This window comes from Streptomyces aquilus (assembly GCF_003955715.1).
In the GTDB taxonomy this organism is placed as follows: domain Bacteria; phylum Actinomycetota; class Actinomycetes; order Streptomycetales; family Streptomycetaceae; genus Streptomyces; species Streptomyces aquilus.
In genome coordinates this window covers 3,663,837-3,687,677 of record NZ_CP034463.1, presented here as the reverse complement: position 1 = coordinate 3,687,677, position 23,841 = coordinate 3,663,837, and the positions used below count along the sequence as shown (strand labels likewise).

The 23,841-nt window shown below is 70.9% G+C and carries 15 protein-coding genes; 12 read left to right on the top strand and 3 right to left on the bottom strand.

Features of this window, described 5'->3' with window-relative positions; all coding sequences use genetic code 11:
- Positions 1-392 precede the first annotated feature (392 nt).
- The 9 genes from leuS (at position 393) to EJC51_RS16905 (ending at position 12,131) form a co-directional block, all read left to right on the top strand.
- Positions 393-3,272, top strand: coding sequence for a leucine--tRNA ligase (gene leuS / locus EJC51_RS16945; protein WP_126271858.1), 2,880 nt, complete (start codon positions 393-395; stop codon positions 3,270-3,272).
- Positions 3,273-3,527: 255 nt separating this feature from the next.
- Positions 3,528-4,271, top strand: coding sequence for a hypothetical protein (locus tag EJC51_RS16940; protein WP_399580910.1), 744 nt, complete (start codon positions 3,528-3,530; stop codon positions 4,269-4,271).
- 72 nt (positions 4,272-4,343) lie between these two features.
- Entirely contained in the window at positions 4,344-5,189 is an 846-nt protein-coding gene (locus tag EJC51_RS16935) for a DegV family protein (RefSeq protein ID WP_126271856.1), read from the top strand.
- 122 nt (positions 5,190-5,311) lie between these two features.
- Entirely contained in the window at positions 5,312-6,463 is a 1,152-nt protein-coding gene (locus tag EJC51_RS16930) for a ComEA family DNA-binding protein (RefSeq protein WP_126271855.1), read from the top strand.
- Positions 6,460-9,132, top strand: coding sequence for a ComEC/Rec2 family competence protein (locus EJC51_RS16925; protein WP_126271854.1), 2,673 nt, complete (start codon positions 6,460-6,462; stop codon positions 9,130-9,132). The genes EJC51_RS16930 and EJC51_RS16925 overlap by 4 nt, the downstream gene beginning before the upstream one ends.
- 51 nt (positions 9,133-9,183) lie before the next feature.
- A complete protein-coding gene (locus tag EJC51_RS16920) occupies positions 9,184-10,029 on the top strand; it encodes an arylamine N-acetyltransferase family protein (RefSeq protein WP_126271853.1) in 846 nt (281 codons plus the stop codon).
- A 169-nt stretch (positions 10,030-10,198) separates the two neighbouring features.
- Complete coding sequence (locus EJC51_RS16915; RefSeq protein WP_126271852.1) at positions 10,199-10,444, top strand: hypothetical protein; 246 nt, start codon at positions 10,199-10,201, stop codon at positions 10,442-10,444.
- Between the two features lie 167 nt (positions 10,445-10,611).
- On the top strand, positions 10,612-11,601 hold the full coding sequence (holA, locus tag EJC51_RS16910; RefSeq protein ID WP_208870714.1) for a DNA polymerase III subunit delta: 990 nt from the start codon (positions 10,612-10,614) through the stop codon (positions 11,599-11,601).
- A 134-nt stretch (positions 11,602-11,735) separates the two neighbouring features.
- Positions 11,736-12,131 carry a nuclear transport factor 2 family protein gene (locus tag EJC51_RS16905; protein WP_126271850.1) on the top strand — a complete coding sequence of 132 codons (396 nt, stop codon included), beginning with the start codon at positions 11,736-11,738 and terminating at the stop codon, positions 12,129-12,131.
- Positions 12,132-12,326: 195 nt separating this feature from the next.
- Here the strand turns inward: EJC51_RS16905 and rpsT are convergent, their stop codons facing one another.
- Positions 12,327-12,593, bottom strand: a complete 267-nt coding sequence (gene rpsT / locus EJC51_RS16900) for a 30S ribosomal protein S20 (RefSeq protein ID WP_059191727.1) — start codon at positions 12,591-12,593, stop codon at positions 12,327-12,329.
- 222 nt (positions 12,594-12,815) lie between these two features.
- Between rpsT and lepA the strand changes: the two genes are divergently transcribed.
- Complete coding sequence (gene lepA, locus EJC51_RS16895) at positions 12,816-14,684, top strand: translation elongation factor 4 (protein WP_126271849.1); 1,869 nt, start codon at positions 12,816-12,818, stop codon at positions 14,682-14,684.
- 261 nt (positions 14,685-14,945) lie between these two features.
- A complete protein-coding gene (locus EJC51_RS16890; protein ID WP_126271848.1) occupies positions 14,946-16,820 on the top strand; it encodes an AMP-dependent synthetase/ligase in 1,875 nt (624 codons plus the stop codon).
- Positions 16,821-16,899: 79 nt separating this feature from the next.
- Here the strand turns inward: EJC51_RS16890 and EJC51_RS16885 are convergent, their stop codons facing one another.
- Both EJC51_RS16885 and EJC51_RS16880 read right to left on the bottom strand, forming a co-directional pair.
- Positions 16,900-17,472 carry a response regulator gene (locus tag EJC51_RS16885; protein ID WP_126271847.1) on the bottom strand — a complete coding sequence of 191 codons (573 nt, stop codon included), beginning with the start codon at positions 17,470-17,472 and terminating at the stop codon, positions 16,900-16,902.
- A gap of 16 nt (positions 17,473-17,488) precedes the next feature.
- On the bottom strand, positions 17,489-21,649 hold the full coding sequence (locus tag EJC51_RS16880) for a HAMP domain-containing protein (protein WP_244362672.1): 4,161 nt from the start codon (positions 21,647-21,649) through the stop codon (positions 17,489-17,491).
- A 101-nt stretch (positions 21,650-21,750) separates the two neighbouring features.
- Here EJC51_RS16880 and EJC51_RS16875 point away from each other — a divergent pair, with 101 nt between their 5' ends.
- Entirely contained in the window at positions 21,751-23,739 is a 1,989-nt protein-coding gene (locus tag EJC51_RS16875) for a SpoIIE family protein phosphatase (RefSeq protein ID WP_126271846.1), read from the top strand.
- The last annotated feature ends 102 nt before the right edge of the window (positions 23,740-23,841 follow it).

Here is a 23,841-nt window from a genome sequence, read left to right as displayed (position 1 = left end):
GGTAGGCGGTCCCGCTGCCGCACTCTAAGTGGAGCCATACCGATCGGTACGGGATTTGAGTTATTGCGCTGTTACCAAAAGGCCGTGGGGTCGTTGTGGTGTCCCTTAGGGGGCGTTACGCGAAGTAACTTTTGACGTTTGTTCAGTTCGGTACCCGATGTCCGGGGCCATAGGAGGCATACGTATGTGCGTCGCGGCTTGCTCAACGGCTGCGGTACCCTGACGCCATGCGTGCCGTACGCCTTCTGCTTAGCGGGCCGCGCTGATCAGTCCCGACCGCCGGACGAGCCGGCCGGTCGGAGTCAGCGCGGCGTCCCCTCCTGTGCGAGGGGATTTTTCGTTTCCGGAACGAGACAGCCGCCGGCAGAGACGATCGATGGAGCTTAAGGATCATGAGCGAGACGAACCCCGCCGCTGCCGCCGAGGTGGCCGCGCCGCACCGCTACACGGCCGCCGTCGCGGCCGAGATCGAGGCACGCTGGCAGGACTTCTGGGACGCCGAGGGTACGTACGCCGCACCGAACCCCAAGGGTGACCTGGCGGGCGACCCGGAGCTGGCCGCCAAGCCCAAGAAGTTCATCATGGACATGTTCCCGTACCCCTCCGGTGCGGGCCTGCACGTCGGCCACCCGCTGGGCTACATCGCCACCGACGTCTTCGCCCGCTTCCAGCGGATGACCGGCCACAACGTCCTGCACACCCTGGGCTTCGACGCCTTCGGCCTGCCCGCCGAGCAGTACGCGGTGCAGACCGGCACGCACCCGCGTGTCTCCACCGAGGCCAACATCGAGAACATGAAGACCCAGCTGCGCCGGCTGGGCCTGGGCCACGACAAGCGCCGGTCGTTCGCCACGATCGACCCCGAGTACTACAAGTGGACCCAGTGGATCTTCCTGCAGATCTTCAACTCCTGGTACGACGACGAGGCCAGGAAGGCCCGCCCGATCGCCGAGCTGGTCGCCCAGTTCGAGTCCGGTGAGCGCGCCGTACCGGGGCACACGCGCGCGTGGAACGAGCTGACCGCCGCCGAGCGTGCCGACGTCCTGGGCGAGTTCCGCCTGGCCTACGCCTCCGACGCGCCCGTCAACTGGTGTCCCGGCCTGGGCACCGTGCTGGCCAACGAGGAGGTCACCGCCGACGGCCGCTCCGAGCGCGGCAACTTCCCGGTCTTCAAGGCCAAGCTGCGCCAGTGGAACATGCGGATCACCGCGTACGCCGACCGGCTGCTGGACGACCTGGACGCCCTGGACTGGCCCGAGGCCATCAAGCTGCAGCAGCGCAACTGGATCGGCCGCTCCGAGGGCGCCCGCGTCGACTTCCCGATCGACGGCGAGAAGATCACCGTCTTCACCACACGCCCCGACACCCTGTTCGGCGCGACCTACATGGTGCTGGCGCCCGAGCACCCGCTGGTCGAGAAGTTCACCCCGGCCGCCTGGCCCGAGGGCACCCGCGACGTGTGGACCGGCGGTCACGCCACTCCGGCCGAGGCCGTCGCCGCGTACCGCGCACAGGCCGCCTCCAAGTCCGACGTGGAGCGGCAGGCCGAGGCCAAGGACAAGACCGGCGTCTTCACCGGCTCGTACGCCAAGAACCCGGTCAACGGCGAGCAGATCCCGGTCTTCATCGCCGACTACGTGCTGATGGGCTACGGCACCGGCGCGATCATGGCCGTGCCGGCGGGCGACCAGCGCGACTTCGAGTTCGCGCGCGCCTTCGAGCTGCCGATCACCTGCATCGTCGAGCCGACCGACGGCCGCGGCACCGACACCTCCACGTGGGAGGACGCCTTCGCCTCGTACGATGCGAAGATCATCAACTCCTCCGGCGCGGGCGTCTCCCTGGACGGCCTGCCGGTCGCCGAGGCCAAGGCGCGCATCACCGAGTGGCTGGAGCGGTCCGGCATCGGCGAGGGCACCGTCAACTTCCGGCTGCGCGACTGGCTGTTCAGCCGGCAGCGCTACTGGGGCGAGCCCTTCCCGATCGTCTACGACGAGGACGGCATCGCGCACTCGCTGCCCGAGTCGATGCTGCCGCTGGAGCTGCCCGAGGTCGAGGACTACTCGCCCCGCACCTTCGACCCGGACGACGCGGACACCTCCCCGGAGACCCCGCTGTCCCGCAACGAGGACTGGGTCAACGTCACGCTGGACCTGGGCGACGGACGCGGCCCGCGGAAGTACCGGCGCGAGACCAACACCATGCCCAACTGGGCCGGTTCCTGCTGGTACGAGCTGCGCTACCTGGACCCGCACAACGACCGGCAGCTGGTCGACCCCGAGATCGAGCGGTACTGGATGGGCCCGCGCGAGGGCCAGCCGCACGGCGGCGTCGACCTGTACGTGGGCGGCGCCGAGCACGCCGTGCTGCACCTGCTGTACGCGCGCTTCTGGTCCAAGGTGCTGTTCGACCTGGGCCACGTCTCCTCCGCGGAGCCGTTCCACAAGCTGTTCAACCAGGGCATGATCCAGGCCTTCGTCTACCGCGACAGCCGTGGCTTCCCGGTGCCCGCCGAGGAGGTGGAGGAGCGCGACGGCGCCTTCTACTACCAGGGCGAGAAGGTCACCAAGCTGCTGGGCAAGATGGGCAAGTCGCTGAAGAACGCGGTCACCCCCGAGTCCATCTGCGAGGAGTACGGCGCCGACACCCTGCGCCTGTACGAGATGGCCATGGGCCCGCTGGACGTCTCCCGGCCGTGGGACACGCGCGCGGTGGTCGGCCAGTTCCGGCTGCTGCAGCGGCTGTGGCGCAACGTCGTCGACGAGGCGACCGGTGAGGTGACCGTCGTCGACACCGAGGCCGACGAGGACACCCTGCGGGCACTGCACAAGGCCATCGACGGCGTCCGGCAGGACCTGGAGGGCATGCGGTTCAACACCGCCATCGCCAAGGTCACCGAGCTGAACAACCACCTGACCAAGGCGGGTGGCGCGGTGCCGCGCTCGGTCGCCGAGTCGCTGGTGCTGCTGGTCGCTCCGCTGGCCCCGCACATCGCCGAGGAGCTGTGGCGCAAGCTGGGGCACACCGACTCGGTGGTCCACCAGGACTTCCCGGTCGCCGACCCGGCGTACGTCGTGGACGAGACCGTGACCTGCGTCGTGCAGATCAAGGGCAAGGTCAAGGCCCGCCTGGAGGTCTCGCCGGCCATCTCCGACGAGGAGCTGGAGAAGGTGGCGCTGGCCGACGACAAGGTCGTGGCGGCGCTGGACGGGGCGGGCATCCGCAAGGTGATCGTGCGGGCGCCGAAGCTGGTGAACATCGTTCCGGCGTAAGCGTCTCGCCGGTAGCCGGTAGCTGGTGGCTGGTGGCTGGTGGCTGGTGGCTGGTGGCCGTGGCCGGTGGCTGGGGCTGATGGCCCATGGCCGGTGGCGGTGGCCGGCGGTCGGCGTCGGCGGTCGGCCCTTAGGGGTTCGGTACGGGCAGGTTCGGGGTTCTTCTGGAACTTCGGGCCTGCCCGTGGCGTTTACCGTTGAAGAGCGGCGCGGAGCCTCGCGCCCGGTCGGAGGAGGAGCGCTGTGGAGGCACTGATGACGGTCGTCGCTCTGCTTTTCGTCTTCTTCCTGGTACTGGGTGCGTACGCCACCGTGAAGGCCGTCGGCGCCGCCAAGCGGGGCGTGGACCGCACGATCACCCAGGCCCGGCGCACCGTCGAGGACCACACCCTGCGCGCCAAGTCCATGGTGCAGCCCGGCCCGGCGGGCGAGGTCGCCCAACTGCGGCTGAAACTGCGCACGTCCATGCGCGCCACGCAGGACGCGTTGCACGCGGGCGTGGCCGAGGACGAGTCCCTCAAGGAGTCCCTCGCCCTCTTCGAGCGGCTGAGCGCGCACGGCCACGAACTCGACGCCGAACTGCGCCGACTGGAGTCCGAACCGGACCGCGCGACCCTCGCCGAGCGGCTGCCCGCCCTGCGCGAGCGCACCGAGACCATCACCCGGTCCGCGGACTCCCTGCGCTGGGCCGCGCGTGACCGGGCCCGCCGTTTCGCGGACGACGACCTGGACTCGCTGAGCACCCAGATCGACATGGAGGCCGGCGCGCTGCGGCACTGGACCACGACCGAGCCGTCGAGCCCCACCCGCGCGCAGTCCTCGCCACCGCCCTGGCCCGAGGCCCCCGCCGCCGAAGGCTCCAGCTCCCAGCAGACCTGGCCGGAGACCCCCCGCTCCCGTACGGCCGAGGAACCGGCACAGAACGCAGCCATCACTCCGCCGACCACCCGCCCCACCTACCCCTGGCAGAAGAAGCCCCGCCCCGAGAGCACGACTTGATCCGGCCACGGCCCTCCCGGCCGGGAGGGGTCGGACTGCCGCCCGGGCGCTACGCCAGGTAACCTCCAGCTCATGTCCCGCCATGTCGCGATCGTCACCGATTCAACGGCCTACCTGCCGCCGCGGACGATGGAGCGTCACGGCATCACGGCGGTGCCGCTGACCGTGGTCCTCGGCGACCAGGCATTCGAAGAGGGCACCGAGATCTCGACCCGGTCCCTGGCCCAGGCTCTCCAGAAGCGACGTCCGGTCACCACCTCCCGCCCGAGCCCGCAGCTCTTCGCGGAGACCTATCGCAGGGTGGCCGAGGCCGGTGCCACCGGAATAGTCTCCCTCCACCTCTCCGCCGAACTCTCCGGCACCTACGACGCGGCCGTCCTCGCGGCCCGCGAGGCGCCGGTGCCGGTGCGGGTCGTGGACACCGGGATGATCGCCATGGCACTCGGCTTCTGCGCGCTCGCGGCGGCCGAGGCCGCGGAGAGCGGCGGCACCATCGACGAGGCCGTGACGGCCGCGGAGAAGAGGGCCGCCGGCACCTCCGCCTACTTCTACGTCGACACCCTCGACTATCTGCGCCGCGGTGGCCGGATCGGGGCGGCGCAGGCCCTCTTCGGCTCCGCGCTCGCGGTCAAGCCCCTGCTTCAGTTGCAGGGGGGCCGCATCGAACCGCTGGAGAAGGTGCGTACGGCGTCGAAGGCGATCGCCCGCCTGGAGGAGATCGTGGCCGACCGGGCGGGAAGCGCCCAGGTCGACATCGCAGTGCACCATCTCGCCGCCCCCGACCGGGCGTCGGCCCTGGCGGACCGGCTGCGGGCGCGGGTGCCCGGGCTGGCGGACCTGCATGTGAGCGAGGTCGGGGCGGTGATCGGGGCGCACACGGGGCCCGGGTTGCTGGGGGCTGTGGTCTCGCCTCGGTGACGGTGACACGGGGGCGGCGGTTCATCACTCGTGTGGGTGATGGAGTTATCCACAACTGGGTGGTTGTCCCCGGGAATTGAGCAAGATCATCGCGGATGCGTGATGTGCCCGATCCTCGTCGCATGGCACTTCAATCACGTTCACGCACAGCAACTCCCACCAGTGGGGCGGGCCGTGGCCCCGCCTCGGATGTCCGCACCCGCCATCGCCGCAGTCCTGCGACCAGGGGCCGGGCACGACAGCGGTATGCGTCGGCCGAGGAGCTTCGGCGGCGCGCGGAGGTCATCTTCGCCGAACGGGCGGGGGTGGGGCGCGAGTCGGGGGTGGAGCCGGGCGGTGGCCGGGATGCGGGGTCGGGCCGTGATGGGCCGGGCGGTCCGGGGGCGTCGCAGTCCTGGGCGGATCGTCCGTCGGAGTCGCAGTCCTGGGTGGATCGTCCGTCGGAGTCGCAGTCCTGGGTGGATCCTCCGTCGGCCTCGGCCTCGGGCTCGGTGTCGTCGGGCTCGGGTTCAGGTTCGGGTTCGGGTTCGGGGGACGGGGATTGGCGGGGGCGGGTCGGGCTTGCCGTGCGGGAGCGGGTGCCGGTGTGGCTTCAGGCCAGGTGTGGACTGGAGCGGCGGAGCGTCGTCGCGCTGACCGTGCTGCTCGTGGTCGCAGCCGGCTTCGCCGTACAGCACTTCTGGAGCGGCCGTACACAGTCGGTGGCGGCGCCGGAGGTCGTGCGGGCCGCGGTGCCTTTCCAGGAGCGGCACGAGGAGGCGGGGCCCGGCGCCGCGAGCGGTGCGCCGAGCGTGGCCGGTACGGCGACGGCCGAGATCGTGGTGGACGTCAGCGGCAAGGTCCGCGAACCCGGCATTCGCCGGCTCCCGGCGGGGTCGCGGGTCGCGGATGCCCTCCGCGCGGCCGGCGGGGTGCGGCCGGGCACGGACACCACCGGCCTCAACCGGGCCCGCTTCCTGGTGGACGGTGAGCAGGTCGTCGTGGGGGCCCCGGCGGGGGCGGCGGGAGCAGTGGGAGGGTCGGCCGGAGCGGCCGGAGGCGCGGCCGGTTCAGGTGGCTCGGCGCCGGGGGCCGGGCCCGCCGCGCCCGTCTCCCTCAACACGGCGACCGTGGACCAGCTCGACACTCTTCCCGGCGTCGGTCCGGTGCTGGCCCAGCACATCGTCGACTACCGCACCCAGCACGGCGGTTTCCGCTCGGTGGACGAACTGCGCGAGGTCAACGGCATCGGGGAACGCCGCTTCGCCGACCTGCGGAATCTCGTACGGCCATGAGCGGCCTCCCGGGGCCGCCGAGGCCTCCGCGCGCAACGGCCCCGCCGCGTCCTGCGGTGCACGCCACGGCCCGCGCCCGGCTGGGAGCGGCCGACCCGCGGCAGGAAGGGCCGACGGATCTACGACTCGTGCCGCCCGCGCTCGCCGCCTGGGTGACGGCGGCGTCGTTGCTGGACGCCGCACAGGAGTGGGTCACCGGTGTCGGCGTCGGGTGCCTGGCCATGGGGGCCGTGCTCCTGCTGTGGCGCGGACGTGTGGGGAGACGCGTGGCGATCGCCGCGGTGCTCCTGTGTGTCGCCGCGGCCGCCGCCTCCGCCGGGCTGCACGGCGCCGACCTGCGCCGGGGGCCGGTTCCCGGGCTGGTGCGGGAGTACGCCACCGTGACCGCCGAGGTCGAGGTCACCTCCGATCCCCGGCTCACCCGACCACGGGTCAAGGGGGATCACATGGCACCGGCCTCCGTGCTGATCGGCGCGGAGGTGCGGAGGGTCGAGGAGGCCGACGGGACGACGGTGGCGACGCGGACGCCGGTGCTGGTGATGGTGGACGTGGGATCGGGAAGGGGGAGCGACCGAGACGGAAGGGGGGTGGACGGGGCCGGCGGCCGCGGGGACAACGGTGGCGGTTGGGTGGATGAGGCCAGTGGTCGGAAGGAGTGGGGCGATCAGAGCGATCGGGGCGGCGCGGATGCGGATGTCGGGCCCGGAGCGGCGGCGTGGCTTCGGTTGTTGCCTTCCACTCGGGTGCGGGTGAGTGCGCGGCTGGCGCCGACGATGGTGGAGGGGGACCGGGTCGCCGGGGTGGCGCGGGTCTCGGGTCGGGTGGGGCCAGAGGTCGTGGCGGAGCCGTCGGGAGTGCAGCGGTTCGCCGGACGGCTGCGGGCGGGGCTGCGGGCGGCCACGGAGCCGTTGCCCGGTGACGCCCGGGCGCTGTTGCCGGGGCTGGTCGTCGGGGACACCTCGCGGATCACGCCCGGGCTGGACGAGGCGTTCAAGGCCACCGACCTCACCCACACGCTCGCCGTCTCCGGGAGCAACCTCACGATCATCCTCGCCCTGCTCATCGGACCGCCCGGGCTGGCCCAACGCGTCGAGCGCAGAGGCCTCGCGCCCCGGCTCGGCCTCCCGCTGCGTACGACGGCGGTGCTGGGCGGGGTACTGACGCTGGCCTTCGTCGTCGTGTGCCGGCCGGACCCGAGCGTGCTGCGGGCCGCGGCCTGCGGAGCGGTCGTGCTGCTGGCGCTGGCCACCGGACGCCGCAGATCGCTGATCCCGGCGCTGGCGACGGCCGTACTGCTGCTGGTGCTGTACGACCCCTGGCTGGCCCGCAGTTACGGGTTCCTGCTGTCCGTGCTGGCCACCGGGGCCCTGCTGACGATCGGGCCCCGCTGGAGCGCGGCCCTGCAACGGCGGCGGGTGCCACCGCGGCTGGCCGAGGCGCTGGCCGCCGCCGGTGCCGCGCAGGCTTTGTGCGCGCCGGTCGTGGCGGTGCTGTCGGCGCGGGTGAGTCTGGTGGCGGTGCCGTGCAATCTGCTCGCGGAGTTCGCCGTGGCCCCGGCCACGGTGCTGGGTTTCGCGGCGCTGGCGACGGCGCCCGTGGCGTTGCCGGTGGCCAAGGTGCTGGCGTGGTGCGCGAGTTGGCCCGCCGGATGGATCGCGGACGTCGCCCGCACCGGGGCCGCACTGCCCGGCTCGGGGGTGGACTGGCCGGGCAGCTGGGGCGGGGCGGCGCTGCTCGCCGTGGTCACGGGGGCGGTCGTCCTGGCCGGGCGGCGGTTATTGCGGCACCCGTGGTGGTGCGGGGCGTGCGGGCTGCTGCTAGTGCTGGTGGTGGTGCAGCCACCGCCGCTGACCCGGGTGGTCACGGGGTGGCCGCCGCCGGGTTGGCGGTTCGCGGTCTGCGACGTGGGGCAGGGGGACGCGACGGTGCTCGCGGCGGGTGACGGCACCGGTGTGGTGGTCGATGCCGGGCCCGACCCGGCGCTCGTCGACCGGTGCCTGCGCACACTCGGGATCACCAAGGTCCCCTTGGTCGTGCTGACCCACTTCCACGCCGACCATGTGGCGGGCCTGCCCGGGGTGCTGCGGGGACGGGCCGTGGGCGCGATCGAGACGACCGGGTTCGAAGAGCCCGTGGATCAGGTGGAGTTCGTGCGGCGAGAGGCGGCGCGGCGGCACATCCCGGTCACCCGCGCGGTCGCGGGGGAGGAGCGGCGGACCGGGGCGCTGGCCTGGCAGGTCGTGTGGCCGCCCCCGGGTTCGCCGCCGGGGGTCGCGGGAGCGCCTGCGACGCCGGAACCGGAAGGGCCGAACGACGCCAGCGTCACGTTGCTCGTGCGGTCGGGCGGGTTGCGGTTCCTGTTGCTCGGCGATCTCGAACCCCCGGCCCAGCAAGCGCTGTTGAGGTCACCGGCGGGCGCGTCGCTGGGCGGCGTGGACGTGCTGAAGGTGGCTCACCACGGCTCGGCCTACCAGGATCCGGAACTCATACGGAGGGTGGCCCCACGGCTGGCGCTGATCTCCTGCGGCCGGGACAACCCGTACGGCCACCCGGCTCCCGGCACGGTCGCGGCCCTGCGGGCCCAGGGCGCGGTGGTGCTGCGCACGGACGAGGACGGGGCACTGGCGGTCGCCGGCACGGAGGAGGAACTGAGGGTGGTGGGAGGTTGAGGTCGGTCGCGAGCGTGGGTCGACCGGGGAGACGTGGCGGAGACTGAAGGCATGGATTCTGTACAGGTCGACGCCTACCTCCGCCGTCTGGGAGCCGGCCGCCCCGCGCGGCCCACCACGGACGCCCTGCGCGAGCTTCAGCTGCGCCAACTGCGGGCCGTTCCCTTCGAGAACCTGTCGGTGCATCTCGGCGAGGAGATCGTGCTGGAGGAGAAGCGGCTGCTGGACAAGGTGGTCGGGGCGAACAGGGGAGGGTTCTGCTACGAACTCAACGGCGCCTTCGGGGCGTTGCTCGGCGCGCTGGGGTTCGACGTGACGTTGCTCGCGGGCCGGGTGTACGGGGAGGAGGGGCGGCTCGGTATCCCGTACGACCACCTCGCGCTGCGGGTGCGGACGGTGGACGGGGGCGACTGGCTGGTCGACGTCGGCTTCGGGGCGAACAGTCACCGGCCGCTGGCGATCGGGGTACGGGAGGAGCAGGCGGATCCCGCGGGCACGTTCCGGGTCGTCGAGGCGGCGCCGGACGCGGCGGGGGTACGGGGCGGTGGGGTCGCGGCGGCCGAGGCGGCGGACCTGGACGTCGTCATGAACGGCCAACGTCAGTACCGCCTGGAGGTCCGGCCTCGGGTGCTGCGCGACTTCGTGGCGGGCGCGTGGTGGCACAGCACGTCGCCGGGGTCGCACTTCACGCAGTCGCTGGTGTGTTCGCGGGTCGCGGAGGACGGGGGCAGGATCACGCTCAGCGGCCGGAGCCTCAAGGTGACGGCGGCGGACGGGACGCGCGAGGTGCGGGAGCTGGCGACGGACGAGGAGGTGCTGGCGGTGTACCGGGAGCGGTTCGGGATCGGGCTGGAGCGGGTGCCGGAGGTGCGGGCCTTCGGCAGGGCCGGGCGGTGAGCGCGACAGGGAAGGGGCTGATCGTCGGCGCGTGAAGGTGGGTGCCTGAGGGGTGACTGTCCGTGGTGCGGGTGGTGTCTGAGGGGTGGCTGTCCGTGGTGCGGGTGGTGTCTGAGGGGCGGCCGTCCGTGGTGCGGGTGGTGTCGGGTGGGTGCCGGAGAATGGGGGCGTGAGTGATGTGAGACATGTGCTGGTGCTGCCCGACCGGGATGCCGCCGAGGAAGTGGCGGAGGCGCTCGGGGAGCGGTTCGCGGTGGCCGAGGAGCCGCAGCTGGTGCGGGACGCGTTGGCCGGGGAGGACGACGCGGAGGACGCGCAGTGGCTGGTCGTCCTGCGGGACGAGGAGGGACGGCTCGACCCCGGGGAGCTGGACGAGTTCGTGGGCGCGTGGGACGGGTGGCGGGAGGAGCCGTAAGGCCCGTGGGATGGGCGCGGGAGGAGCCGTAAGGCCCGTGGGACGGGCCGCGGCGTGAGCAGTAGGACCCGTGGCACGGGCCGCGGCGTGAGCAGTAGGACCCGTGGGACCGGGAAGGCCGGGTTCGGCGGCGTTCGTTGTCAGTGGTGCGTGCCATGCTTGTCGCGATGGCCAGGAAGACTGCGAATGACGACCCTCTCGCCCCCGTGACGCTCGCCGTGGGCCAGGAGGACCTTCTGCTCGACCGTGCCGTGCAGGAGGTGGTGGCCGCCGCCCGGGCCGCCGACGCCGATACGGACGTACGGGATCTGACCCCGGACCAGTTGCAGCCCGGCACGCTTGCCGAGCTGACCAGCCCCTCGCTCTTCGCGGAGCGCAAGGTCGTGGTGGTGCGCAACGCGCAGGACCTGTCGGCCGACACCGTGAAGGACGTGAAGGCGTATCTCGGGTCGCCCGCCGAGGAGATCACGCTGGTGCTCCTGCACGCGGGCGGTGTGAAGGGCAAGGGGCTGCTCGACGCCGCGCGCAAGGCCGGGGCGCGGGAGGTGGCCTGCCCGAAGATGACCAAGCCGGCGGATCGGCTGGCGTTCGTGCGGGGTGAGTTCCGGGCGGCGGGGCGGTCGGCGACGCCGGAGGCGAGTCAGGCGCTGGTCGATGCGATCGGCAGCGATCTGCGGGAGCTGGCGTCGGCCGTGTCGCAGCTGGTGGCCGACGTCGAGGGGACGATCGACGAGGCGGTGGTCGGGCGGTACTACACCGGGCGGGCGGAGGCGTCGAGCTTCACCGTCGCCGACCGGGCGGTCGAGGGCCGCACCGCGGAGGCGCTGGAGGCGCTGCGATGGTCGTTGGCGACCGGTGTGGCGCCGGTGATGATCACCAGTGCGCTCGCGCAGGGCGTACGGGCGATCGGGAAGCTGTCGTCGGCGCGAGGTGGGCGGCCCGCGGATCTCGCGCGGGAGCTGGGGATGCCGCCGTGGAAGATCGACCGGGTGCGGCAGCAGATGCGGGGGTGGACGCCGGACGGGGTCTCGGTCGCGCTGCGGGCGGTGGCCGAGGCGGACGCGGGCGTGAAGGGCGGCGGGGACGACCCCGAGTACGCCCTGGAGAAGGCGGTCGTCGCGATCGCGCGGGCGGCGCGGTCGCGCGGGCGGACGTAGGCGGCGGCGTCGGCTGATGCCGGGGGTGCGACTTCGCAGGCCCACTCGGACCGGGCTGAAAATGCCGACCGGTGAGAGGACAATCAGAGCCATCAGCCGCATATCGCCGAGGTCATGGAGAGGTGGCGGTCGTCATGGCTGAACACCCGCACGCGGCGCTCGTCCGCAGGGGATACGAGGCGTTCTCGCGGGGGGACATGGATACCCTGCGGAGTCTGACGGCCGGGGACGCCACGCACCATGTGCCCGGTTCGCATCCGCTGTCCGGTGACTTCAAGGGGCTGGACTCGATCATCGAGATGTACGGCCGGCTCGGTGCGGAGACGAACGGGACCATGAGGGTCCAGTTGCGGTATCTGCTGGTCGACGGGCGGGGGCATGTCGTGTCCGTGCACCGGTTCACCGCCGAGCGGCAGGGCCGGAGCATCGACGAGACGGGAGGGATTGTGTTCCGGATCGTCGGGGACAAGATCACCGATCTCGACGAGTGCGTCGAGGACATCGACAAGAGCAACGAGTTCTGGGCCTGAGCAGAGCGCGAAGCCCGGGCATGCCGAAGGCCCCGGCTTCCGCCCTGGGGAAGGGCGGGCGCCGGGGCCTTCGGTTCACGATGCTGGATCCGCGCCCGCGTGGCGAACGCAGGCCGCGCGCAGATCCGGGGTGCCGGACGGGAGCGGATGAGAGAGGGCCCGCTCGATTCCCTCCGGCGGTCAGATCAGAAAGGGTCAGCCGTTGAGGCCGGCCACCTTGGAAGCAAGCGCCGACTTCTTGTTGGCGGCCTGGTTCTTGTGGATGACGCCCTTCGAGACGGCCTTGTCGAGCTGACGCGCGGCAGCGCGCTGGTACTCGGTGGCCTTCTCGACGTCACCCGCGGCAGCAGCCTCACGGGCCTTGCGGATCGCGGTCTTCAGGGAGGACTTGACGGCCTTGTTGCGCAGCCGGGCCTTCTCGTTGGTCTTGATCCGCTTGATCTGGGACTTGATGTTCGCCACTGATTGAGCCTTTACAGGTTCAGGCACGGGACCACGAGGGATCCGGGCCAGGTGATTTCTTGGGGTGTGCCTCGCGCTGAGAGGGCATGAGACACAGCCACCCAGGCTACCAGGGGGGTGGGCGGCGGCCCAAAACGGTCCCTGGTCGCCCGCCGTGGGACCATGGAGCCTACGTATAGATCCGACCCGAGGCATAAGGCGCCTCAAGAGACAGGACCCTGCGTGCCCGCGACCCCTAACAATGTGCCCGAGCCGAGCCGTACCGACCCGGCTCTGATCCGCAATTTCTGCATCATCGCGCACATCGACCACGGCAAGTCCACCCTCGCCGACCGGATGCTCCAGCTGACCGGTGTGGTCGAGCAGCGGCAGATGCGTGCTCAGTACCTCGACCGTATGGACATCGAGCGTGAGCGTGGCATCACGATCAAGTCCCAGGCGGTGCGTTTGCCGTGGGCTCCGACCCACGACAAGAGCAACACGCACATCCTGAACATGATCGACACCCCCGGGCACGTCGACTTCACCTACGAGGTCTCGCGGTCGCTCGCCGCCTGCGAGGGGACCATCCTCCTCGTCGACGCCGCCCAGGGCATCGAGGCCCAGACCCTCGCCAACCTGTACCTGGCGATGGAGAACGACCTCACGATCATCCCCGTGCTGAACAAGATCGACCTGCCGGCCGCGCAGCCCGAGAAGTTCGCCGAGGAGCTCGCCAACCTGGTCGGCTGCGACCCCGACGACGTGCTGCGGGTCTCCGCCAAGACCGGTGTCGGCGTCGACGTGCTGCTCGACAAGGTCGTCAAGGAGGTCCCCGCGCCCGTCGGCGTCGCCGACGCGCCCGCCCGCGCGATGATCTTCGACTCCGTCTACGACTCCTACCGCGGTGTCGTGACGTACGTCCGTGTCATCGACGGCCAGCTCAACAAGCGCGAGCGCATCAAGATGATGTCGACCGGCGCCACCCACGAGCTGCTGGAGATCGGCACCAACTCGCCCGAGATGCTCGGCGCAGACGGCCTCGGCGTCGGTGAGGTGGGCTACCTCATCACCGGTGTGAAGGACGTCCGCCAGTCCAAGGTCGGTGACACCGTCACCAGCCAGCAGAAGGGGGCCACCGAGGCGCTCGGGGGCTACAAGGACCCCAAGCCCATGGTCTTCTCCGGGCTCTATCCGCTGGACGGCTCCGACTACCCCGAGCTGCGCGAGGCGCTGGACAAGCTCCAGCTCAACGACGCCGCGCTGGTCTACGAGCCGGAGACCTCCGCCGCCCTCGGCTTCGGTTTCCGCGTCGGCTTCCTGGGCCTGCTGCACCTCGACGTGATCCGGGAGCGGCTGGAGCGCGAGTTCGGCCTCGACCTCATCGCCACCGCCCCCAACGTGGTCTACCGCGTCCTCATGGAGGACGGCACCGAGCACACGGTCACCAACCCGAGCGAGTTCCCCGAGGGCAAGATCAACGAGGTGTACGAGCCCGTCGTACGGGCCACCATCCTCGCGCCCTCGGAGTTCATCGGGGCGATCATGGAGCTGTGCCAGACCCGGCGCGGCACCCTGCTCGGCATGGACTACCTGTCCGAGGACCGGGTCGAGATCCGCTACACCCTGCCGCTCGCCGAGATCGTCTTCGACTTCTTCGACCAGCTGAAGTCCAAGACCCGCGGCTACGCGTCCCTCGACTACGAGCCCACCGGCGAGCAGGCCTCCAGCCTCGTCAAGGTCGACATCCTGCTGCACGGCGACAAGGTCGACGCCTTCTCGGCGATCACGCACAAGGACGCGGCGTACGCGTACGGCGTGCGGCTCGTCGCCAAGCTGCGCGAGCTCATCCCGCGGCAGGCCTTCGAGGTGCCCATCCAGGCCGCCATCGGCTCCCGGGTCATCGCCCGCGAGACCATCCGCGCCATCCGCAAGGACGTCCTCGCCAAGTGCTACGGCGGTGACATCTCCCGTAAGCGGAAGCTGCTGGAGAAGCAGAAGGAGGGCAAGAAGCGGATGAAGATGGTGGGCTCTGTGGAGGTTCCGCAGGAGGCCTTCATCGCCGTACTGAGCAGCGACGACGCCGCGGGTTCCGGCAAGGGCAAGAAGTAACCCGGATTTCCCGTGAAAACAGGGGCCTGTCGCAGCTGAGCGCGACGGGCCCCTACGCGTGCGTAACGTCGCCCTCTGTAGGAAGTGACAGGCCGCCGCCTCTTACGCAGGCGGCGGTCGCGCTCTACTCTGATCTCCACTCGATAGTTACTCGTGAGTTAAACAACACCCACTCGGGCACACCCCGTGAGTGCCCGGCCCCTCGAGTACACCAGCCGCACTGAGCCAGCCGCCGCACTGTCGCGGGCCCCGGAGGATGTCGTGAGCGACACACAGACCCTGATCGAGAACCGACCGCCGAGCGTGGCGACCCTCTTCCTGGAGCGCGTTGCGGCCACGCCCGACGCGGAGGCGTACCGCTACCCCGTGCCACCGGCCTCCGGTGAGGGCCCCGACGACTGGAAGTCGCTGAGCTGGGGGGAGGCCGCCGAGCGGGTCTTCGCCATCGCCGCCGGCCTGATCGAGCTCGGGGTGCAGCCCGAGCAGCGGGTCGCGCTGTCCTCCTCGACCCGCGTCGAGTGGATCCTCGCCGACCTCGGCATCCTGTGCGCCGGCGCCGCCACGACCACGGTGTATCCGCAGACCAACGCCGACGAGTCGGCGTTCATCGTCTCCGACTCCGAGAGCCGCGTGCTGTTCGCCGAGAACGCCGAGCAGCTGGCCAAGGCGCGGGAGAAGCGCGCCGAGCTGCCCGAGCTGACGCATGTCGTGGTCATCGACGCCGAGGGCGTGGAGACCGGCGACTGGGTGCTCACCCTCGCCGAGCTGGAGGCCCGTGGCGCGGCCCGGCTGGAGAAGGACCCCGACCTGATCAAGGAGAAGGTCGGCGCGATCACCAAGGACCAGCTGGCCACCCTCATCTACACCTCGGGCACCACCGGCCGCCCCAAGGGCGTACGGCTCCCGCACGACAACTGGGCCTACATGGCCAAGGCGATCGCCGCGACGGGGCTGATCAGCGCCGAGGACGTGCAGTACCTGTGGCTGCCGCTCGCCCACGTCTTCGGCAAGGTCCTCACCTCCGGGCAGATCGAGGTCGGGCACGTCACCGCCGTCGACGGCCGCGTCGACAAGATCATCGAGAATCTGCCGGTCGTGCAGCCGACGTACATGGCGGCCGTCCCGCGCATCTTCGAGAAGGTCTACAACGGGGTCGCCGCGAAGGCCCGGGCGGGCGGCGGCGCCAAGTACAAGATCTTCCAGTGGGCGTCCGAGGTGGCCCGGGAGTACGCCAAGGCCAGCCAGGACAACTTCCGCCGCACCGGCACGGCGAGCGCGCCCTTCGGCCTCTCCGCCAAGCACAAGGTCGCCGACGCGCTGGTCTTCGCCAAGATCCGCGAGGCGTTCGGCGGCAGGCTGCGGGCGTGCGTCTCCGGGTCGGCCGCCCTCGCGCCGGAGATCGGCTACTTCTTCGCGGGCGCCGGCATCCACATCCTGGAGGGCTACGGCCTCACGGAGTCCTCGGCCGCGTCCTTCGTGAACCCGGGTGAGGCGTACCGCACCGGCACGGTCGGCAAGCCGCTGCCCGGCACGGAGGTGCGCATCGCCGACGACGGGGAGATCCTGCTGCGCGGGCCCGGCATCATGGAGGGCTACCACGGGCTGCCCGAGAAGACCGCCGAGGTGCTGGAGAGCGACGGCTGGTTCCACACCGGGGACATCGGTGAGCTCTCGCCCGACGGGTACCTGCGGATCACCGACCGCAAGAAGGACCTCATCAAGACGTCGGGCGGCAAGTACATCGCGCCGGCCGAGGTCGAGGGGCAGTTCAAGGCGGTGTGCCCGTACGTCTCCAACATCCTCGTGCACGGGGCCGACCGGAACTTCTGCACGGCGCTCATCGCGCTCGACGAGGTCGCGATTCTCGGGTGGGCCGAGGAGAACGGGCTCGGCGGGAAGCCGTACGCGGACGTGGTGGCGGCGCCGGAGACGGTTGCCCTGGTCGAGGGGTATGTGAAGCAGCTCAACGAGGGGTTGCAGCGGTGGCAGACCATCAAGAAGTTCCGGTTGCTGCCTCGGGATCTCGATGTGGAGCACGGGGAGATCACGCCGAGTCTGAAGTTGAAGAGGCCGGTCGTGGAGCGGGAGTACAAGCATCTGATCGATGAGATGTACGCGGGTACGCGCGAGGCGTAGGGGTGGTGGGGGTCGGTTGGCGGCTGCGGGTGCGTGGGGGCTGGTCGCGCAGTTCCCCCGCGCCCCCAGGAAAAAGGCCTTAGCCCCGACCCCTGCCCAACAGTTGCCGTAGCTCCTGGACCCGGGTGCGTAGCGCCTCCCGGTCCGGGGGGCCCTCCGCGTCCAACTCGGCCTCCAGCTCCGCCAGTCTGGCCGCCACCTCCCCGCACTCCGCCTGGTCCTGCGCCAGTAGCCTCTCCAACTGCTGGTTCTTTCTGTGCAGCTCCAGGAAGACGCTGACCTTCGCCCTCAGGACCCAGGGGTCGAACGGCTTGGTCAAGTAGTCGGCCGCGCCGGTGGCGTAGCCGCGGAAGGCGTAGCCGGAGTCGTCCTCCGCACCGGTCAGGAAGATGATCGGGACGTCCTTGGTCTGGTCGAGCCGTTTGATGTTCGCGGCGGTCTCGAAGCCGTCCATGCCCGGCATGCGGACGTCGAGCAGGACGAGGGCGAACTGCCGGCGCAGCAGCGCCTTCATTGCCTCCTCGCCCGAACGCGCCCGGACGAGCGGCTCGTTGAGGGACCCCAGGACGGCCTCCAGGGCGATCAGGTTGTCCTCCATGTCGTCGACCAGGAGGATGCCGGCGCGCTCGTCGGTCGTTGCCTCAGCGCTCATGGTGACTGTGCCTCATTCAGTCGTCGGGCGGAACCGGCACTTCTCCTGTCGTGTCCGGTGCCTCTACGGCAGTCTGCGCCTCGGAACCGGTTTCGTCCCCGCCCTCGGGATCGAGGAGTGCGCACACGACGGTCAGCAGCTGGTCGACGTCCACCGGTTTGGGTACGTAGTCGTTGGCGCCCCGCGCGATCGACTTGTCCCGGTCCCCGGGCATCGCCTTCGCGGTCAGCGCGACGATGGGCAGCCCTGTCCAGCGGGGCGTGCGGCGGATGGCGGCGATGGTCTCGTAGCCGTCCATCTCCGGCATCATGATGTCCATCAGGACGAGTTCGACGTCCGGGTTGCGCTCCAGCGTCTCGATGCCCTCGCGGCCGTTCTCGGCGTAGAGGACGGGCATGCCGACCCGGCCCAGGACATGGGTCAGCGCGAAGACGTTGCGGATGTCGTCGTCGACGATCAACACACGGCGTCCGGGGAGCACTTGACCCGCCCGGCCGGACTTCCACGCCTCCAGCTTGGTCGGCGCGGGCCAGGCGTCGTCCACGTCGTGGGTGGCCGTGAAGGGCTCCGTGGACAGCTGTTCCGGCACGGCGGGCAGGGAGCGGTCCTCGGGGACCGGGCCGGTCGCCGAGTGGCCGGGGCTGACGACGGGGACGTAGAGCGTGAAGGTGGAGCCCTGGCCGGGTTCGCTCTCGGCGACGATACGGCCGCCCAGGAGGCCGGCGATCTCGCGGCTGATGGACAGCCCGAGGCCGGTGCCGCCGTACTTGCGGTTGGTGGTGCCGTCGGCCTGCTGGAACGCCTCGAAGATCACCGGGAGTTTCTCGGCCGCGATCCCGATCCCGGTGTCGGAGACGGCGAAGGCGACCACGTCGTCGCTCTCGCCGACGTACCGGCGGTCGGGGTCCTTGATGCGGTTCACCCGGAGCTCGACCCGGCCGGTCGCGGTGAACTTGATCGCGTTGGACAGCAGGTTGCGCAGGATCTGCTGGAGGCGCTGTTCGTCCGAGTACATCTCCCGGGGGACGGCCTCGCCCACCGAGACCTCGAAGGCGAGCCCCCGGTCGAGGGTGAGCGGGCGGAAGGTGGCGTGGACGTAGTCGAGGAGCTTGATCAGCGGGAGCTTCTTCGGGCGGACGTCCATCCGGCCCGCCTCGATCTTGGAGAGGTCGAGGATGTCGTTGATGAGTTGCAGGAGGTCCGATCCCGACCGGTGGATCGTCGTCGCGAACTGCACCTCCTGGTCGGAGAGATGGCCGTCCGGGTTGTCCGAGAGCAGCCTCGCCAGGATGAGCAGGGAGTTGAGCGGGGTGCGCAGTTCGTGGGACATGTTCGCCAGGAACTCCGACTTGTACTGGGAGGACGTGGCCAACAGGGCGGCCTTCTCCTCCAGTTCGGCGTTTGAGCGCTGCAACTCCGCCTGCTGCTTCTGGAGTTCGTCGGAGCGTTCCTGGAGCTGCATCGCGAGGCGCTGGGACTCGCCGAGCAGTGACTCCGTGCGGGAGTTGGCGATGATGGTGTTGATCGCCACGCCGATGGTGTTCACGAACTGGTCGAAGAACGCCAGGTGGACGTCGGAGAAGCGGGAGAACGAGGCGAGTTCGATGACACCCAGGAGCTTGTCCTCGAAGAGGATCGGGATGATCACGACGCTCGTCGGGGCCGCCTCGCCCAGACCGCTGTTGATCTTGATGTAGTCCGGCGGGGCCTCCTCGACGAGGATGCGCTTCTTCTCGCGCGCCGCCTGCCGGACCAGGCCGTGCACCGGGAGGCCGCCGGTCTCGACGGTCGCGCCCTGGGCCGAGCCGTAGCCCGCGATGAACGCCAGCCCCTTCGTGGGAACCGTCGTGCGGATGGAGGCGCCGTCCTCGTCCGGGTCGGCCAGGAAGAACGCCCCGTACTGGGCGTTCACCAGCGGCGTCAGCTCGCGCAGGATCAGGTCGGCGACCTCCATCAGGTCGCGGTGGCCCTGCATCAGCGCGGCGAGGCGGGCCAGGTTCGACTCCAGCCAGTCCTTCGCGCGGGTCGTCTCGCGGAGGTTGGCCACCATCAGGTTGATGTTGTCCTTCAGCTCGGCGACCTCGCCCTGGGTCTCCACGGTGATCGAGCGGGACATGTCGCCCTGCGCCACCGCGGAGGCGACCTCGGCGATCGCGCGGACCTGGGTGGTCAGATTGGAGGCGAGTTCGTTCACGTTGGTCGTCAGGCGCTTCCAGGTGCCGTACACGCCCTCCACCCGGGCCTGGCCGCCGAGTTGGCCCTCGGAGCCGACCTCGCGGGCCACGCGGGTCACCTCGGAGGAGAACGAGGAGAGCGTGTCGACCATGGTGTTGATGGCCGTCTTCAGCTCCAGGATCTCGCCGCGCGCGTCCACGTCGATCTTCTTGGAGAGGTCGCCGTTGGCGACGGCGGTGGTCACCTGGGCGATGTTCCGCACCTGTGACGTCAGGTTGTCGGCCATGTAGTTGACGTTGTCGGTCAGGTCCCGCCAGACACCGCTCACGCCCAGCACCTGGGCGCGTCCGCCCAGCCGGCCGTCGGTGCCGACCTCGCGGGCGACGCGGGTCACCTCGTCGGCGAAGGCGCGTAGCTGCTCCACCATCGTGTTGACGGTGTCCTTGAGTTCGAGGATCTCGCCGCGCGCGTCGACCGTGATCTTCTTCGACAGGTCGCCGTTGGCGACGGCCGTGGTCACCTGGGCGATGTTCCGCACCTGCGACGTCAGGTTCAGGGCCATGAAGTTGACGTTGTCCGTCAGGTCCTTCCACACGCCGGACACGCCCCGCACCTGCGCCTGGCCGCCGAGGTTGCCTTCCGTGCCGACCTCGCGGGCGACGCGGGTGACCTCGTCGGCGAAGGCGGAGAGCTGGTCCACCATCGTGTTGATCGTGGACTTCAGCTCCAGGATCTCGCCCTTGGCCTCGACCGTGATCTTCTTGCCGAGGTCGCCCTGGGCGACGGCCGTGGAGACGAGGGCGATGTTGCGGACCTGCGACGTCAGGTTGTCCGCCATGAAGTTGACGTTGTCGGTGAGGTCCTTCCAGACGCCGGAGACGCCCCGCACCTGGGCGCGGCCGCCGAGGTTGCCCTCGGTGCCGACCTCGCGGGCGACGCGGGTGACCTCGTCGGCGAAGGCGGAGAGCTGGTCCACCATCGTGTTGATGGTCGACTTCAGCTCCAGGATCTCGCCCTGCGCGTCGACCGTGATCTTCTGCGAGAGGTCGCCGTTGGCCACGGCGGTGGTCACCTGGGCGATGTTCCGCACCTGCGAAGTCAGGTTCGACGCCATGAAGTTGACGTTGTCGGTGAGGTCCTTCCAGACGCCCGACACACCCCGCACCTGGGCCCGCCCGCCCAGCTGGCCCTCGGTGCCGACCTCGCGGGCCACGCGGGTCACCTCGTCGGCGAACGCGGAGAGCTGGTCCACCATCGTGTTCACGGTCAGCTTCAGTTCCAGCAGCTCACCGGTGGCCTCGACGGTGACCGTGCGGGTCAGGTCGCCGCGGGCCACGGCCGTGGTCACCAGGGCGATGTCACGGACCTGCGCGGTCAGCCGGGACGCCATGGTGTTGACCGCCTCGGTCACGTCCCGCCAACTGCCTGACAGACCCGTCACCTTGGCGCGTCCGCCGAGCCGCCCCTCGGTGCCGACCTCGCGGGCGACCCGCGTCACCTCGCCGGTGAACAGGGACAGCTGGTCGACCATCTTGTTCACGGCCCGGCCGAGCCGCCGCAGATCGCCCCGCAACTGCCGGTTGCCGTCGTGCAGATCGACGCGCTGGGTCAGATCGCCGCCCGCCACCGCGTCCAGCACCCGGGTCGCGTTGGCGGCCGGGGCGACCAGGGCGTCCAGCAGCTGGTTCACATCGCTGACCCGGGAGGCCCAGGCGCCGGCCCCGGGGCTCGGCGAGAGCCGCTCGTCGAGCCGGCCGTGCCGCACCAGCTCCCGCTTGACCCGCTGGACCTCCGTCGTGAAATGGACGTTCCGGTCCACCAGCTGGTTGAAGATCGCGGACAGCTCGGCCACGACGGGGCCGTGCCCCGTCTCCGGCACCTTCGAGAAGTGCCCGTCCCGCGCAGCCGTCATCGCGGCGAGCAGCGGACGCAGATCCGATGCTCGAATCTGGTCCTGAATGTGTCCGTCTTCGAGCACGCGCGTAGCACTGTTCTCACTCATGGCGGCCCACTTCGGTAACTCGGCGCTTATGGGCGCAGTCAGTCTGTCACTCTGTCCGCATCGACTGAGGTGATTCGTCCGAACTGCTCGGGGAGCTGGACATGGGGGCCATTCCGACGCAACGGGAGAACGGTGCCCGTGCTTCTGATGCGCCCGTGCCCGACCGCGTGCCCCCGTGCGCCCGGGCGCACGCCGTCCTTCCCGGCAGCTCCCAGGCGCCGGGCGCCGCCCGCGCCCTGCTGCGCGCCGCGCTCACGGAATGGACCGAACTCGCCCTGCCCGGCGCGGAACTGCTCACCGAACGCGTCACCGGCGACCTCACCATCGTCACCAGCGAACTCGTCACCAACGCGGTCGTCCACGCGGGCACCGACGTCGAGCTGGACTGCCGAATGGAGGACACGGGCGCGGTGGTCGTGGAGGTCACCGACCACCACCCCTCGCGCGCCCCGCGCGCCGGGGCGCCCGAAGCGCCGTACCCGACACCGGAGTACGCCCCCGAGGCACCCGAACTCGGCGGGGGCACACCGGAGTACGGGCGCGGTCTGCGTCTCGTCGCCACCCTCGCCGAGTCCTGGGGCATCACCTACCGCACCGGCTCCAAGACGGTGTGGGCCCGGCTCACCGACGAGGACGACGCGACCGCCGGCGACCTGGACACGTACCCGGGGGAGCACGGTCTGCGGGTCGCCGAGATCCTCGCCCCCGAACCCGCGCGCGCCGAGCGGGACCGGGAGTGGCTCAACCGCGGCGCCCTGTCCTTCCTCGCCGAGGCCTCCGACCTGCTCGCCGGGCAGCTCGACGAGGACCTGGTGGCCGCGCTGGCCGGGCAGCTGATCGTGCCGCGGCTCGCCGACTGGTGCGCGGTGTGGCTGGAGGACGAGCTCATGGGCCGCTGGGGCTCCCCGCGCGCGAGCGAGGCCGAGGGCGGGGGCGGCATCGGAGGCTGGGGCGCCGACGGGATCGCCGGACCGGGACCGCGGCTGGCCCGCGTCTGGCACGGCAGCGAGAACCTCATCGAGGACCTGCGCCGGGCCCTGGAGAAGGAGGTGCCGCGGCTGCCGGACCCGCCCCGCTCGGGCCCCGTCCCCTTCCCCTGGCCCGGTGAGGCCCTCGGCCCGCACGGCCTGCACGGCACGGCCCTCGCGTACCGCCTCGTCGCCGGCGGCCGTCCGCTCGGCACGCTGGTCATCGGGCGGGCGGGCCTGCTGCGCTTCCCCGACGAGGTCACCGGGCTCGTCGAGGACCTCGGCCGCCGGGTCGCCCTCGCCATCAGCGCCGCCCGCCAGTACGCCCGCCAGGCCACCATCAGCGCCGTCCTCCAGCGCGGACTGCTGCCCGGCGCGGTCGCCGAGATCCCCGGCGTGAGCAGTGCCCTCGTCCACGAACCCTGCGACAAGGCGGGCCCCAGCGGCGACTTCTACGACCTGTTCCCGTGCGGCGACGGCCGCTGGTGCTTCGCCATCGGCGACGTCCAGGGCAAGGGGCCCGAGGCCGCCGTGGTGATCGGCCTGGCCCGGCCCTGGCTGCGGCTGCTGGCCCGCGAGGGGTACGCCGTCGCCGAGGTCCTCGACCGCCTCAACCAGCTCCTCCTCGACGACGCCACCGAGGCCGCGGACGCCGCCGCCCGTGCCTTCGTCGGACCGGTGGGCCCCGCCGGTCCCGCCGACGGCCCGCAGACCCGCTTCCTGTCCCTCCTCTTCGGCCAGCTCCGCCCCTTCGACGGCGGCGTCCAGTGCACCCTCGCCTCCGCCGGCCACCCGCTGCCGCTGCTCCTCGGACCGGACGGCGGGGTCCGTACGGTCGCGCAGCCGCAGACGCTCCTCGGGGTGGTCGAGGACGCCGTCTACACCAGCGAGATCATCGAGCTGCGCCAGGGCGACACCCTGCTGTGCGTCACCGACGGGGTCACCGAGCGGCGCAGCGGCTCCCGCCAGTTCGACGACGGCGACGGCCTCGCGGCGGCCCTCGCCGGCTGCGCGGGCCTGACCGCCCCGCTCATCGCCGAGCGCATCAAACGCCTGGTCCACGAGTTCGGCGTACGACCGCCCGACGACGATCTGGCGCTGCTGGTGCTGCAAGCGGAGTAGACCTGACGGACCGTCATCACCCGCACGTTCCTTCGAATGGCCCGATTGGCATTTCTTCACACTTTCCATACATGAGCAGTGGGGGCCGTTTTCATGAGACGA